General features: G+C 42.5%; 9 protein-coding genes. 2 read left to right on the forward strand and 7 right to left on the reverse strand.

Annotated features, from left to right (window positions below; translation table 11 throughout):
- Positions 1–140 precede the first annotated feature (140 nt).
- Complete coding sequence (locus tag H8B21_RS02520; RefSeq protein WP_190312207.1) at positions 141–3,041, reverse strand: two-component regulator propeller domain-containing protein; 2,901 nt, start codon at positions 3,039–3,041, stop codon at positions 141–143.
- Positions 3,042–3,234: 193 nt separating this feature from the next.
- Between H8B21_RS02520 and H8B21_RS02525 the strand changes: the two genes are divergently transcribed.
- Positions 3,235–4,296, forward strand: a complete 1,062-nt coding sequence (locus tag H8B21_RS02525) for an Mrp/NBP35 family ATP-binding protein (RefSeq protein WP_190312208.1) — start codon at positions 3,235–3,237, stop codon at positions 4,294–4,296.
- A gap of 47 nt (positions 4,297–4,343) precedes the next feature.
- Here H8B21_RS02525 and glk read toward each other — a convergent pair whose 3' ends face one another.
- Positions 4,344–5,384 carry a glucokinase gene (gene glk / locus H8B21_RS02530; RefSeq protein WP_190312209.1) on the reverse strand — a complete coding sequence of 347 codons (1,041 nt, stop codon included), beginning with the start codon at positions 5,382–5,384 and terminating at the stop codon, positions 4,344–4,346.
- Positions 5,385–5,428: 44 nt separating this feature from the next.
- Between glk and H8B21_RS02535 the strand changes: the two genes are divergently transcribed.
- A complete protein-coding gene (locus H8B21_RS02535) occupies positions 5,429–5,989 on the forward strand; it encodes a hypothetical protein (protein WP_190312210.1) in 561 nt (186 codons plus the stop codon).
- A gap of 540 nt (positions 5,990–6,529) precedes the next feature.
- Here the strand turns inward: H8B21_RS02535 and H8B21_RS02540 are convergent.
- The 5 genes from H8B21_RS02540 to H8B21_RS02560 form a co-directional block, all read right to left on the reverse strand.
- Positions 6,530–7,819 carry a DUF4302 domain-containing protein gene (locus H8B21_RS02540; RefSeq protein ID WP_190312211.1) on the reverse strand — a complete coding sequence of 430 codons (1,290 nt, stop codon included), beginning with the start codon at positions 7,817–7,819 and terminating at the stop codon, positions 6,530–6,532.
- 6 nt (positions 7,820–7,825) lie between these two features.
- Entirely contained in the window at positions 7,826–8,713 is an 888-nt protein-coding gene (locus tag H8B21_RS02545; RefSeq protein WP_190312212.1) for a zinc-binding metallopeptidase, read from the reverse strand.
- 2 nt (positions 8,714–8,715) lie between these two features.
- Positions 8,716–10,305 (reverse strand): RagB/SusD family nutrient uptake outer membrane protein, encoded by a 1,590-nt coding sequence (locus H8B21_RS02550; protein WP_190312213.1) that lies wholly within the window; start codon positions 10,303–10,305, stop codon positions 8,716–8,718.
- A 24-nt stretch (positions 10,306–10,329) separates the two neighbouring features.
- Entirely contained in the window at positions 10,330–14,016 is a 3,687-nt protein-coding gene (locus H8B21_RS02555; RefSeq protein ID WP_223814785.1) for a SusC/RagA family TonB-linked outer membrane protein, read from the reverse strand.
- A 124-nt stretch (positions 14,017–14,140) separates the two neighbouring features.
- Entirely contained in the window at positions 14,141–15,298 is a 1,158-nt protein-coding gene (locus H8B21_RS02560; RefSeq protein WP_190312214.1) for a FecR family protein, read from the reverse strand.
- Positions 15,299–15,342: the final 44 nt, after the last annotated feature.

A 15,342-nucleotide genomic window follows, 5' to 3' on the forward strand; every position in this document is an offset into this window, starting at 1 on the left:
GAGACTACAATTACCACTACAATAGGCGTTTGGAAGCCTAAAACAACATTAAAACACCACTACAAACACCCTACAAAAAAATATAAAAGACTGGTTATCAACAGTATTTTACACAACCCATATTTATTGCTTCGACCTCATCACTCATCAGTCTTCGTATATTGCATTAAATAATCATATAGGTTGACCTCAGAATCGATTTTTAATTTTTTTCGCAAGCGGTAGCGGCTTACCTCGATTGCTTTGACGGTGACATGCATGAGTTGGGCAATTTCTTTGGAGAGAAGATTCATGCGTAGCAACGCGCACAATTTTAATTCATTTGCGGTCAGATCAGGGTGTTGCTCTTTTAATCTCAGGAAAAAGTTTTCATTCGCATGATGGATATGGGTATTGAATTTTTCCCAATCTTCATTTGTCCTTTCCGCAGAGCGGATAAGTCTAATCAATTGTTTGAAGTTTTGTTGCGCTTCCTTATCTTCCATACGATCCATCGTTTGGGCGATATTATTTTTAATCTTACTCAATACCTCGCCGCGCTGGATAATGTTCATGGTTAAATTTGCCAGTTCTTTGTCCTTAAATCCAAGTTCCACTTCCAATTTTTCATTACGAAGTTTGATAACTTCTTTCTCCTTCTTCTCGATTTCTAACTGTCTTACGTGAAGTTCATCCCTATGTCTTTCTTTTAGCTTTTTACGTTGTATACTAAGCAACCAGAAGATAAATACAAGCAGTAGCCCCCCATAGAACAGGTAGCTAACTGGATGCGCATACCATGGTGGTGCTACACGAAAAGAGAATGCCTGTTCTTCTGATTCATTCCCCATCCCATTTCGAGATTTGACTCTAAAAACATACGTGCCGGCCGGCAAATTGGTATATTCCTTTTCACTCCTATTACTCCACGCTGACCATTTTGTTTCCAATCCTTCCAACATATAACTGAACTCTACTTGCTCCTGTTGATCATACATGGTCGAGCTAAAGTTAAATTGAAGGGAATTAAAAGCATAGCGCAATTTTGTACTGGGTACATCTTGTTGTAGATAGCCTCCAAACAACAATTTCTCTTTCTTATCACTATCAAACGCTTTTACTGCACGGAGCAGCATATTGGGTTTAGATGCGCGATCCTGATAAGCTTTGTAATTCAGTAAAATGCCCCCCTTTTGCCCACTTATAAACACATTTTCTGCATCGTGTACATAAACCGACTCAAATCCGCCTAATATCTCTCCGTTCAATTCCGGAAAATAAGAAACGGTATAGGGATATTCTCCTAAAGGACGGGAAAAATCTAATAAGCCTAATCTTTTATTGGTAGCAAACCATACATTTCCCATCTTATCCTCCGTCATGTATTGAATAGGTATGTTAACAAGCGCCTGATATTGATCTGCCGGTGTAAAAGTATCATGTCCGGCATCGTATATGTACACGCCCTTAGGCGTCGAAACAAGTATATCGTTTCGAATATGAAAAACATAGTTGTGCAATATAGCGGGCAATCCTTCCGCGACGTCATACCGCTTGTGTTGGATGATTTTCTTAAAATCCGGCGACAAAGATAACTTAAAAACGCCGCGATAAGGATGTGATACCCATACGACGTGATTTTTATCATCGTAATACACAAATCGTAAAGACTCGTCTGAACCACCTATATGCCCATTATCCACAAAATATTGACCGTCGAATAAGAGATGTCGTAATCCCAGATAGGAACCAACAACCATATTCCGCGAGGGAGAAACTCGAGAAGCTGCTTGATATGTCCAGATTCCGGTGGCGGTATGAATCGGTCTTACACCATCATCCCTAACTTCAAAACTTCCCTCTTCATGTCCGATTAGCAACCGACCGTTCACTTCCTGGATAGACCATACCTGTCCGTCACTATGCGCCACCTTTTCAAATCTTGCCTCCGACATGCCGATATTTTCCAACGCATTGCCCCTATAGGGCGTTACATACAAACCGTTGGACGTCCCGAGATATAGTTTATGGTTGAAAATACGTAGACTATACGTTCCCAGCTTCGTATTCTGGTCTGGATATATATATTTTATAGCACTATTGACTGCGATATAGTCTATTCCGTCATCCAAAGCTAACCATACGTTGCCATTTCTATCTTTAAATATATCGCGGATATTATTCGTCTGTAGCCCCTCTCCGTAACTATATCGCTGAAGGATCTCTCCGCTTTTATCAATAATTAACATGCCTCCGGGATACATACTTACGGCAAACAAATCATTTCCTAAAAATCGAATACTGGAGATTCGGTTTGTCGAGAACCGGGAATCCATCGACGTTACTTTGGGGAAAAAGTTGCCCTTTGTTAAATAAAAAAGACCGTCTTTCATCGTCGCAATCAACAAGGTATCTGCTCCGTACGGCACCATACCCGTCATGATTGCACCTTTTTTTAATGGATTTTTTCCAGTCGTCGATTTCCAAACACCATTTTCGTAATGCATAACCCCTCTTTCCATATCCTGCGCATATAATGCGTCTTCAACCGAGGTCATATATTGCCAACTGCTAGGCGCTCGATCTACATTGATTTTATCCTGATAGTAATGAAAAATATGATTATTAGCTTGAAAAAAGACATGGTCTCCCGATAAGGCAATATGCCATACATCGGCAAATTGCCTTTCCCTCACAGGGATTTCTTTCACTAAGGAATGATAAACTAACGTGCCCTTTTCATCGGCTTCAAAATAGCCTATTTCATCTTGTCCCCCTACATAAATCCTTCCATTTCCGTCATAACAAACCGAGCGTACAATAGTGGAATTGGGCAATGGATATACATGCCAATACCGTCCGTCAAAAGAAAGTAACCCTTCATTGTTAGCGAAATACATGATACCCTGCGTATCTTGGGTTATACCCCAGTTTTGGACACCACCCTGATATGCCTTACTAGAATAGTTCACGATTTGCGGCATCGCTATTGTTCGTTGCGCAAAACCTTCCTTCTGGAGCAAGAAGAAAGTTAATAAAAGAATAAAAATATACTTGCTCATCTTATTTAGGCATATACACAATCCCACTGATCCGTTTATATTTGATCTCTCCCGAATACGTTTTTCTCGAAAGACGGAAGCCGATGGACGAAGATAGCAAAATACCCCTAAGAAGACAATTTCGCTTAACAACAAACAGATGACAGGATTCTCTTTTTCAATGTGTAAATTTGTAACGTAACAAACCATTGTCATGATTACAAAAGAACAAGTATTGCACGCTTTAAGTCATGTAGAGGAGCCGGATCTCAAAAAAGATCTGGTCACTTTGAATATGATCCAACATATAGAAATCTTACCAAATAAGATTAAGTTTGATGTGGTATTGACGACCCCTGCTTGCCCGTTGAAGGGGCATATAGAACACGCTTGCCGAAACGCTATCGGTCTATTTGTAAGTAAAGAGGTGGACGTAGAAATCAACATGACTTCTAGGGTGGTGGGTGTAGACGCGGCACAGCTGGAAAGTATTAAAAACATTATTTTGGTTTCGTCAGGTAAGGGTGGCGTGGGCAAATCGACCGTAGCGAGTAACTTGGCGTTGGCTTTAGCGGAGAGCGGTGCAAAAACCGGTTTATTGGATGCTGATATTTACGGCCCTTCTCTACCACTTATGTTCGGGTTAGAAGGTACACGTCCCGAATCCGTTCAAATTAATGGTAAACAGAAAATAGCACCCGTAGAGAAATTTGGATTAAAGCTATTATCTATTGGCTTTTTCACCGACCCCAATCAACCTATTCCCTGGCGTGGACCGATGGCAACATCGGCTATCAAGCAGCTCTTTGGCGATGCACATTGGGGTGAATTAGATTATCTGGTTGTTGATATGCCGCCGGGAACAGGTGATATCCATATTACCGTAGCCCAGTCTTATCCTATTTCAGGTGCTGTTATCGTAACTACACCACAACAAGTTGCCTTAGCCGATACCATGAAGGGTATGGCGATGTTCCGCATGGAAGGTATTAATATCCCTATTATTGGGATTGTAGAGAATATGTCGTATTTCACGCCAGCTGAATTACCGGATAACAGGTATTATATCTTTGGCAAAGATGGCGGAAAACGGCTTGCTGAAGATAATAATGTACCATTTTTAGGTGAAATACCGTTGGTAAAAGCTGTTGCCGATGCGGGTGACAATGGCTTCCCCATTCTTTTAGATGCGGATGAACCTGTTGCTAATGCCTACAAACAAATCGCTGGTCGCGCTGCACAGGAGTTAAGCATATTAGCAAATAAAGTAGGTTAAAATTATTCCTGTCCGCACGTTAGCGGACCGGACAGGCTCAAGTAGAACTATTCAGCGCCAAAAGCGCCGTAATAACCAGCACCGATCAATGCGGCCTGACTGTTTAAAATAACACGGATGGATACTTTCTCCAACAAATGCTTCATGTGTGCATTTTGGATGAACTGCTCCCGGAAAAGATCTTTTTTCAGCAATGGAAATATCCTAGGCGGGATTCCTCCCCCCAGCCATAAGCCCCCTACCGCTTTATGCTTCAGCACCAAACTAGCCGACTCACGTGCCATATAGCTTACAAACAAGTCCATAGCCAAACTACAGGTAGCGTCTAGCTCCCGCATAGCAGCATGGCTGATCACTGCGGCTGGATTATCATTGTTTTTGAAATTTTCTTTTAACCAGGCTGGTTCACTATGTCCTTTAACGTCCCGAAGGAATTTATATATTCTAAATATTCCCGGTCCGGATACCACATGTTCCCAACTGATAATTTCGTCTTCGTGTTGTAAATACTTCAGTAATTCCACATCGAGATCTGTACGGGGTGCGAACTCGCTATGACCACCTTCGGTTGCAAACGGGCGATGGTATTCCCCGTCCCAAAATATGCCAGCTTCACCCAATCCCGTTCCTGGCGCCAACACCGCCATATTACCAAGGATTGTTTCTGAACTTTCAAACAAGGAAACTGTATCTTCCGCGCCTAACCCGACTAAGCCATACGCGGTAGCTTCTAAATCGTTAATAATATGTACTCTTTCTATATCAAATTCGGTCTTTAACAACGCGGCATCCAATTCCCAAGACAGGTTTGTCAATGTTACTTTATTTTCCAATACAGGTCCCGCCACGCCGATTGATAGCACATCCGGTCGCGCGCCATTATCAAATGCAAGAAATTTTTGTAAAATCTCCTCAAATGTACCCATCGAACGAGATGCAAATGTTTCCTCCCGTAACAGGGAAAGTGCGTTATCTTTTACTTCAAAAACACCAAAACTCGTTTTGGTCCCTCCTATATCTACGGCCAAAATCTTCGTACCAGTTCGGCCTCCCCCCTCTTGATGCGGCAAATAAAACCTATATGACATAGCTCTTCTGATTGATACGCTATAATACGAATCTTTCTCGAGCTATGCAACCAAAATATTTATCTTCAAAAACAAGTTTAGTATCCAACGCCATATCGTCGTGCGGAAGTATCCCATCAGCGCACGGAAGTGCGGCAACGTCGTACGCCGACATCGCTTCGTCGCCCTACTTTGTGTTACTTCCCTCCATCTTTATCGCTTCCTCGTACGGGGAGATGATCTCGGTATACGGAATAATGACTTCCCCCTATCGGGAAATCACTTCGTCGCCCTACTTTGCGCCACTTTCGTCCTTCTTTGTCGCATCGGCGTACGGGGAGACGATGTCGGCATACGGAAGTATCACCTCGGCGTACGAAAGAATAGTTTCCCTGTATGAAGAGATTAAACGGAAGACCATCAATATCATTTCCCTGTACGAATTAGCTAAGTCGCCGTACCACGAAATCATTTCGTTGCCCGACGCACTGTTCAAGTCGTACGACGTCATCACGTCGGCGTACGGAAAAACAGCCAAAAGACATTTCTTTGTGATTATGTGCATGTACATGCGAATGCCTGCACGGAACATATTTGCTTTGTACAACGTCAGCATCAACATGTAATGTGACTTTACCGCTAACTACAGGAACATATTCGTTAATGCAAGTGACATCTGGATACCTGCAAGGTACAATACGTTTATATAGTCTCATGTGATCGACCTGTTGGGGGACTGGTTCGCCCTGTCAGGCAACAAGTGGATTTTGCACCGTGTCAATATCGACTTGTGCAGTTTCTTGTTCGTTATGTCAATGTACATAGATGCTATATACATGGTCAATGGGGCTATGTACATGTGCAAAATCATGCATTTGCCGTCGTACAAAGAAGAATCTAGGGATATTGGAAATTACGCATAAATATTATAATATTACGGGAATAACATTTTAATATTATGATATGCCGTGCAATCCAGAAAAAAATTCAAGAACGTCTTTTCAAAGGAAAAGCATTGCTTATTTTTGATCCGAGACAGGCGAGGAAGTCAACACTTGTAGATGGCCTCATCACTGAAAGTACACTTATGACAATCAATTGCAGTTGATCAAACATAGGAGAGCCATAACAACTCTCCTACACTATAAACAAACAATCTAAACAATTTAATTATCAAAAGGATTTAAAACTGTACCCATAACAACTTGGTAAGTATTGTCAGGATCTGCTACATCGGTTAGCAAAACCTCATTGGGCTCTTCTTCCGAGTCAATCGGTGTAATTTCAAATGTTCTTCCATTGAACGGAGTATGAAAACTCAATACGTAATTATTCCAATACACAGCCGTAAAACCCTGCAAGTTCAACAAACTTCCGCCAAAAGCTAAAGTAACGCGATTTTTGGATCCGGAAACTGGTGTGATATTGTAGGTTACACCTCCCTGCACAGCACCATTTTGAAGGATAAATGACATGGCTTCATAGCCATAATAATACCCTATATTAAAAGCATTTAGTATTAATCCATCGTTATCTAATCTGCTCTTTACAAGATCCCAATAATATCGACCCGTTTCTCCCACTTTGCTATATGCAAGTCCCCAAGAGTTAACCTCAAACCACATATTTAGCGGATAAGAAATCACCACAAGCTTTATTTTTCCACTTTCATCGGCTAAGTAGCCTTTAGGATATTCCGCCGTTGGTTCATGAAACGTCATGCTGGAGAACTTAACACCATCGACTTCATGCTCCTTATAAAATTCCAGTCCGTTGGGCACTATCCGATAGGAGAAGAGATCTGTTCCCATCTGGGAGAGATCCTGTAAGGTATTATAACTTTGATTTAAGAACGTTCTTTCACCTTTTGTATTCTCTAGTTCAAAGGCAGGAAGGAAATTGAAAAACTCGGCACCTTCTCTGAAAGCGTTAGCCTCAACTTCCAAATCATTTTTTAAAGGTAACATCACAATTTCATTCCCACTTTTCTTTCCTTTTAGCACCACCGAATCTGCTGTTGCTTTCAATACGATAAATTCGAAATCTCCCTTCATCCCGGTATCATCCGCCCCATGTCCTCCATTATCCATCCCCGGTTCTGAAAATAAATGGATAATATCATTATATCCGTTGAATGTCAGCACAGGTCCGGAATCATGAACAACACCATACGTGCTGGTTAATATATCGTCATCGATATCCGAGGTAAGCATCGCCTGTGCATTCGATATAAATTTGACAAAGATGGTATATCCTCCAAATTCCAGGTCGCTGCTTGGATAGTATTTCATCATCCAGCCCGTTTCACTTCCTTGCAAAATATTGTAAGCGTTAGTGACAGCTTCCGTCATCCGTACCGAAGCATTTTCCTCAAAGATTCGGTCTTCCTCCCGTTTACAAGAGGTCACGAGCAAAACCGGAAGCAAAAATGCGAGTATAATATATTTTAATTTCATAATTTTCTAGTTTAAAGATGTCTGATCAAAATCCGGCAGGGCTGCTTGTCTTGCCAGTATTTCGTCCCTTAATTCATCCAGATCAATATCCCATGTATTGAGGAAATACGTGCGAACAATATCCAATTTAGCTTCGATTATTTCCTGGCCTGCCTCTCCCCCACTACTGATACGTGCTTCCCATTCCTGGGGTGATAGCGTGATATAGAAAGAATATGTTTCCACAAAATCCTCATTTGCTTCTTTGGAGGCGTAGGCCGAAATAAATCCATCAGCTACTGCTGAATCATCATCGTATACGTCACTCCAGGCATCTGCAACATAACCCGAACCTGTAATTTCCCTAAATGACGAGGGATAATCCTTCGTTTGATGCAAAATATGCGCAAACTCATGGTGCATGGTATGGAAATAATAGTAGTTCAAAAAAGGAATATTCGTACTGGTTGCTGCGGTCAGATCATTCAAAGCATAGAGTGTAATTTTAATACCCCCTTCTGCCGTTCCAAGTACAAATGTTCCATTATTTCGATAAGCAGGCGAGCCGATATAGTTCAGAAGCTTTGGGAAATACGCACGTATAAACTCCTTGCTACCGGTTATCTTATCATAGGGTTCTATTCCGAGATAGTATAACAGCTTCGTCATCCGCACAGCACTTTCATATCGCGCAGGACTAAGATTATAGTTGTAATCAGACTCTGGTTCTACAAACTTATATACAATAGCAATATTGTAATCTTCGGTGTATGTTTCTTCAATATAGTTATCCAGCTCGTTTCGGTCGATTTCCTGATCCACAAAGATACTATCCGGATCTAAACTATCTTCCGAACAGGAAAACAATAGCAAAGAAGAAAACAACAGTACATTTAATTTTTTTATCATTTTCATAATTATCTTGGATTAGGGGTTAAACCTGCGGAAATAACGTCGGGAGGCAATTGCAAGGCTTTTCTATTGTCGCGAGCCGTCAATTTCGTTGCCGATTCGACAGTGCCTATCATCGTACCCGAAGAAATAATCCGACGTTCAATCTCGATGCCGTAACGTTTTACATCAAACCAGCGTAATCCCATATGCAGCGTTTCAATACGGCGAATAAATAACAAAGCGTGGAGCATATTTTCCTGCGTTCCTTGCTCAAACTTAATCATATCCGGATCAAGCCTTTTCTTGGGTGTGGGTTCCTGGGGGGTAAAATAGGATAGCCTATTTGCCCAGGTATTGATGCTCGCTACAGTAAAAGTAGCCGGAGGATTCACCAATGTATTATCAACCCAACGCTTCATATCCACTAGCGCTTCTTCATACCGTTTTAGGTGAATAAGCGCTTCCGCTCGTACCAACATCGTTTCTTCCGTTGTAAAGGGGGCATACGCTGCACGACGATAGCCGATTCCGGCAACGGGATCAGTATATTCAAACTGATAAGAAACACGGGGGAACAGATGCTTATCCAAATTTGTTCCGGCATAAACAAACAACATTGGTTTATATCCGACGGAGTTCACTCTGCCATAAGGAGCGGCTGACAGCGCTGTTTCTGTGTTACTGATCAGTGCACCATGCGCATATTTGGATCCTGTATAATAATTACCAAAATAAGCACCGTGATTTGTACCGGCTGTAGCGAGCATTAAATTTGCTTTAATAGAGCTCCGGTTATAATAGATTGCGGCATCCGTAACACCTCCCACCGCTATAGAAGCAATAAGATCGTTATCACGCATGATAGAGGAAGGGTTTGTTCCAATAGCGGCATTGGCATAGCTAATAGCTTTTTCCCAATCTTGCATATACAGCGCTATCCGCGCAGCCAAGGCGTTCGTTGCCCGGGTATTCATGTGGTATTTAGGCGTAGCCCCATACGATGCATCATCGATCAACGGCAGTGCTTCTTCCAGATCGCGCAGCATCAGATCGTAAACCTCTTGTACAGTGGGCCGTTCGTATTTAGGGTCTAGTTCTTCCTCTGGCTCCGTCATATAGGGAATACCCATGTCACTTGCTGCATGTGTCTTATGATAATGCTGCGCAAATACATTTACCAAGATAAAATGTCCATACGCACGCGCGGCCAAAGCTTCACCACGTTGTGGATTTAAACTTGCCGGATTCCCCAGCTCCTCAATGGCCTCCAAAGCAGCATTGGCACTACCTATCGCTTTATAACAAGATTCCCAAAGCTGTTTCGGACTGTCGTCCGTATCTTCCGTCACTTCGTTCCAACGAAACAACTGCTCTAAATCCCGCTCATTGTATGGATTGCTCGCACCATAATCGTCGACGTTATCTGACGAAAATTCTGCTGAAACCAAATAAGCTGTTTCCGGATACGCGGAGACCAATATCTTATCAATTTTTGCCTCGGTATCCAGTTTCGCCCGGTTATCCGGCATCTCATCCAGAAATTTATTACAGGAGGAGAAGCCTAGACCACCTATCAAGGCTATTACTATATATAATTTGTTCTTTCTTTTCATTTCAATCCTATCTTAAAGTTTCCATTACAACCCTAAACGCAATGTCAAGGTATACTGTCTGGCAATCGGAGCTGCTACACCACCTGCGTTTACAAACTCAGGATCTTGTCCGTTCAGTTTTTTATCTGCATAAAGCAAGAACAGGTTGGTTGCATTGAAACGTAGTCCCAACGAGTTCACCTTCCAGGCACTCAGCCAGTCTTTCGGCAACTCGTACGTCAATGACACGTCCTTTAAACGGATAAAATCTCCCGCTGCAGTCCTTACGGATGAATAATTATACGTATTGTACGCATACTCTAAATCACTACTATAAGCGCGGTTTTGCCCTTTAGAGGCTATAATAGGCACATTCGTATAAGCTTCATCTCCCGGTACCATCCAGCGGTCTGCAAATTCTTTCGTTGAAGCGGTAAGGTCGTTGTATTCATGTTTAAACACGGGGTCTAAACGCACCACATTTCCATACGAGTAGGTAAAGAATACATTCAACCCAAAATTTTTGTAATTGAATTGGTTACCCCAACCTCCGGTATGAATCGGATCGGTTGGTCCTTCGAATTTAAGATAATCAATTCTATCACGTTCCTGGAAATATATGCCTGTAATGGTTTCTTCATTATCCGCGCCTAAGAACACCGGAAGACCTTCGTTATTCAAATGCGAAAAAGGAACGGAATATAATCCCCTTACAGGACCACCTTCTCTGGCAAATCCGGTTCCGGTAATCAAATCGATAACACGGCTGCGGGTATCCAAACGGGTGACTTTTGTTTTCACAAATGAATAGATTAAATTAGATGTCCATTTAAACTCGCGATCCCGGAATATATGACCGGTTAAACTCAATTCCGCTCCATGTGATTTCATATCCGCCACGTTCCCCATTTTAGAGATGATACCGCCGATGCCTTGTGTGTTTACCACTCCGATGAGGTCGAAGTTGTTCCGCTTAAACCAATCAAACTCCAAATTGATTCGATTGTCCAAGAATCCCATGGATGTCCCGATATTCAGCTCATGCTTTTTCTCATAAGTTAGCTGGCTGTTCGCCAAATCCATAATTTCCAATCCGGACTCCGCATCCTCTGCTGTTGGTCGCCAGGGGTTATATGCGCGATATACCGCCAACGAGTTGGTTACGTTCGCAGGGCCTCTATCCCCCGTCAAACTATAAGAAGCTTTCAAGGTCAAGTGAGACATTGCCGGAGAAAGGCTTTCAAAAAAGTTTTCTTCGTGTGCGTTCCAGGCACCAGCCACATTAAAACTTGGCATCCATCTGGCGGATGTCGCTTCACCCAGCTTATTCGCTCCCTCGTAACGGAATGTCCCGTTCAAGATGTACTTGCCAGCATACGCATAGGTCAAGTTAGTAAAAAACGCGGCCTGCTTATATCGTGTACTGGTGGGATCATTGTCTTTGTTTCTGTTCATGTGGAAATACGGTGTATTTTCCTCCTGTCCTCTCTTAAACACCTTATAATCCGTAAACGGGCTTTCTCCTAATTCGTATTGTAAGCCCCAGCCCCTAAACCAAGTATTGTTTCTATCCGATGCCGTCAGTTCAGAACCGGCAAACGCACTTATGGTATGGTCATAATTGAAGGTCTTATTGTATTGTGCCGTGAAACGGAACAATTGCTCAAACATTGTGTAGTCGGTGCGATTATAAATTCCTCCCTCCGGTAATACTGAAACCGGTAATGCATAAGGATTATCCGGGTCCGTATACAAGAACGGGTTTCTGTCCCGTATCGTCGTATTCTGAGGATCGACACCGGCTCTATAGGCCATCGCTTGGTTGGACAGGTCTTTCACATAGTGATGTTGTGCGGTAGATTGGTATCGTACCGAACCAAAGGCACCTACTTCCAATTCCGGGATGACTTTCCATTTCAAATCCCCTTGAAAACGCAAATCTGCAACGTTCACATCCATATAATTGTTTTCCAATTCATGTAGAATGTTAAATGGTGCATAATTACGGGTATAAAACAGATCTGGATCTAATGTACGCGAAGTGTTCATGGCATAAGCATAGGGGTTGATGTCGAAATCACGCTTCACCTCTCCAAATACCACATCCATCGTTTGCCCTAGAGTTCCCGGCGCCTGTTGTTGACGATATGATCCGTTGGTAATGATATTCAAGCGCAGCTTATCTGAAATATTGTAATTAGCGTTCAAGTTACCGGTATAACGATTTACTTTACTCCGCTTGGTCCATCCCGGATCCACCAATGCACTGATGGATGAATAATATTGGGATTTTTCCGTACCGGACGACATGCTCACCGCATGGTTATGCTGTAGGCTGGGTTGAAACAATTCGCCAAACCAGTCGGTATTTCTATACTCCGCTTCGCGTAAAAACTGATTCACATGATGTCGATTACCGAATAAATCATTCGGGATTTCACCACTTTGAATACGTCTATACAAATCGCCATAGACACCGCTATTATCCGCTACCGCTAAATCTGCAAATCGGATATAGCCTTTCTCATACATATCCTGGTAAACCGACATCTGCTCCTGGGAATTCATGATATTAAATTCGGAATAACGCGGTGTTGCCCGGGAAGTATATTCTCCGGTATAGTTCAATGAACTACGACCCGCTGTTCCTTTTTTCGTTGTGATAACGATGACCCCTGCCATCGCTCTTGCACCATATATGGAGGTGGCTGAACCGTCTTTCAAAATCTGGAACGATTCAATATCGTGTGCATTCAAGCCGGCTACCGCGGAGCTAATCAAGGTCAGCGCGTCTCCCGAAGACAGGGCATCTGCGTTTACATCAGCGACATCTTCTACAATTACACCATCAATAACCCATAGCGGTTTTGATGCGCCATAAATAGAGGTTGCACCACGCACGCGAATTTTCGGAGCCGTACCGAATGTCCCGGTTACGTTTTGCACCGAAACCCCTGCCACACGGCCTTCCAGTCCACGGCTGGGGTCAATCTGTCCACCAATCTGTGCGGCTTCACCCGAAATCTGTGAAGTTGCACCGGTAAACAAACGACGGTCTACCCGTTGCCCCATCCCCGTGACGACCACTTCTTCGATCGCTTGGTCTTCCGCCATCAGCTGCACATTCAACGTCCGTTGATTGCTTACAGGTATATCTTTCGTCAAATAACCTACGTAGCGAAACGTTAAAGTACTGCCGCTGGGAGCATTAATCGAGAAATTACCATTCTCATTGGTTGTGGTGCCTTGTGAGGTTCCTTTAACACCTACAGACACGCCTGCTAAAGGTTCGCCATTCATAGTAGTCACGCGACCTGTAATTGTGTTTTGTGCATCAACTGCAATAGGGGCCGCATTGGGCGCCATCTCCCTATAATTTACCGTCACCGTACCCGCAATAATCTTAAATGAGTAGTTTTGAGTCGGTAACATCATATGCAGTGCATCTTTTACATCCGTTTCACGTACATTAAGATTAACACGCGATGATTTAGAAATCACATCATCATTGTACAAAAATTTTAGGCTTGTCTGTCTGCTAATCTGCTGAAAAGCATCTTCCAACCTCGCATTCTTTAAAGAAAGTGATACTTTCTGTGCAGTTCCTTCTGCATAGGCACAGGTCATGAAAACCAGCAGGAGAAAAGTTGTAATCTTCATCGTCCGGAGAATTAAGACAATAGGCGGCATCCATGCTTCTTTTCGCCTTTTGTCAAATAAGAAGTAATTCATACATTTGAGTAATTGAGTTAATGTGTAAGGTTCATTGCTTTATTTAACTTGATTTCAACAGGGGTGCTGCAACATCCCTGTTTTCGTTAAATATCATTGTTCGTTGTTGTTGTCAAGTTCTATCTCATAGTTTGTTCTTTTTTGTGATTAATAGTTTATTCGTGTTTAGTGTAAATTTTAGATCGCTTACAAATGCCAGCATGGTTAATACTTCCGATAGATTGACATTCCTGCCGATTTCACCCGAATACGTATTGTCTAGCGGCACATCCTGTGATAAAGACACATCGATATTATACCAGCGTTTCAGTTGGTTTGCAATGTTGACAATATGATCTTGCCGGAAATAGAATATGTTATTTTTCCAGGCAAGATCTCTTTGTAGGTTAGTTGTGCGTACTTTTAGATTTCCGTTGTTCCACTCGGCGCTTTGTCCCGGAGCAATGATGACAGATTGCGTATCATTCATCACTTCCACGGCACCCTCTGCCAAAGAAGTCTTTACATTTTTCCCATAAGCGGATACATTAAAATGCGTTCCCAATACACGAATATCTACTTCTTCCGTTTCCACAAAGAAAGGTCTTTCCTCATCCTTCGCTACCTCAAAGTAGGCTTCTCCTTTTAGGTATACACGCCGCTCCCCTTCTCCGAATTGTTCCGGAAACCGAAGTTCGCTCACAGCATTAACCCACACCGCTGTTCCATCTGCCAACGTGATCTTGAAAAAATTGGCTGCAGGAACGACCAACGTATGGAAAATGAGTTCACGTATAGCAGGCTCACTGGAAAAGTTTAATTCATTCTCTATCATTGACGATCCGGAAGCGATATTCAACGTATCATCCACTTTCACCTCTTTACCATTGGCAAGGATAATCTTAGCGCCTAAAAGAGCCGGACCTACATCATCTGTATTTAAGTCCAATTGTGATGTAGCAATTTGCTCCTCACCTGTTGTAAAATCTGTTTTATAAATCCATAAAGAGAGGCACAAAGAAGAAACTAATGCAATAGTCGCAGCGACGCGCCACATGAATTGATGACTACGCTTTTTTTCACGCTTCTTTTCAATACGTTGCCAAGCAGATTCTTCGTCTAAATTATCCAGCCAGTTTAATTTCATGGACCCGCCTTGCGCTAGGAGCTCATCAAACAATTGCTTGTTCTTGGGGTGAGCATCTATCCATGATTCCAATGCTCGTTGTTCATGGCTGTCGAGCGATTCATTTCTGAACCGCTTAGCAATTATATCAGCGATATTGAATGGGTTTGTATCCATAATTTAAGTTAAGAAACCTAAATTAGGATTTGGGGTGACAAGAA

The sequence above is a fragment of the Sphingobacterium chuzhouense genome (assembly GCF_014692525.1).
Lineage (GTDB): Bacteria > Bacteroidota > Bacteroidia > Sphingobacteriales > Sphingobacteriaceae > Sphingobacterium > Sphingobacterium chuzhouense.

Coding starts and splice junctions, on each gene's coding strand:
- H8B21_RS02545 (WP_190312212.1), bottom strand. CDS start 8,713: ATGAAAATGATAAAAAAATTAAATGTACTGTTGTTTTCTTCTTTGCTA.
- H8B21_RS02525 (WP_190312208.1), top strand. CDS start 3,235: ATGATTACAAAAGAACAAGTATTGCACGCTTTAAGTCATGTAGAGGAG.
- glk (WP_190312209.1), bottom strand. CDS start 5,384: ATGTCATATAGGTTTTATTTGCCGCATCAAGAGGGGGGAGGCCGAACT.
- H8B21_RS02555 (WP_223814785.1), bottom strand. CDS start 14,016: ATGAATTACTTCTTATTTGACAAAAGGCGAAAAGAAGCATGGATGCCG.
- H8B21_RS02550 (WP_190312213.1), bottom strand. CDS start 10,305: ATGAAAAGAAAGAACAAATTATATATAGTAATAGCCTTGATAGGTGGT.
- H8B21_RS02535 (WP_190312210.1), top strand. CDS start 5,429: ATGCAACCAAAATATTTATCTTCAAAAACAAGTTTAGTATCCAACGCC.
- H8B21_RS02520 (WP_190312207.1), bottom strand. CDS start 3,041: ATGAGCAAGTATATTTTTATTCTTTTATTAACTTTCTTCTTGCTCCAG.
- H8B21_RS02540 (WP_190312211.1), bottom strand. CDS start 7,819: ATGAAATTAAAATATATTATACTCGCATTTTTGCTTCCGGTTTTGCTC.
- H8B21_RS02560 (WP_190312214.1), bottom strand. CDS start 15,298: ATGGATACAAACCCATTCAATATCGCTGATATAATTGCTAAGCGGTTC.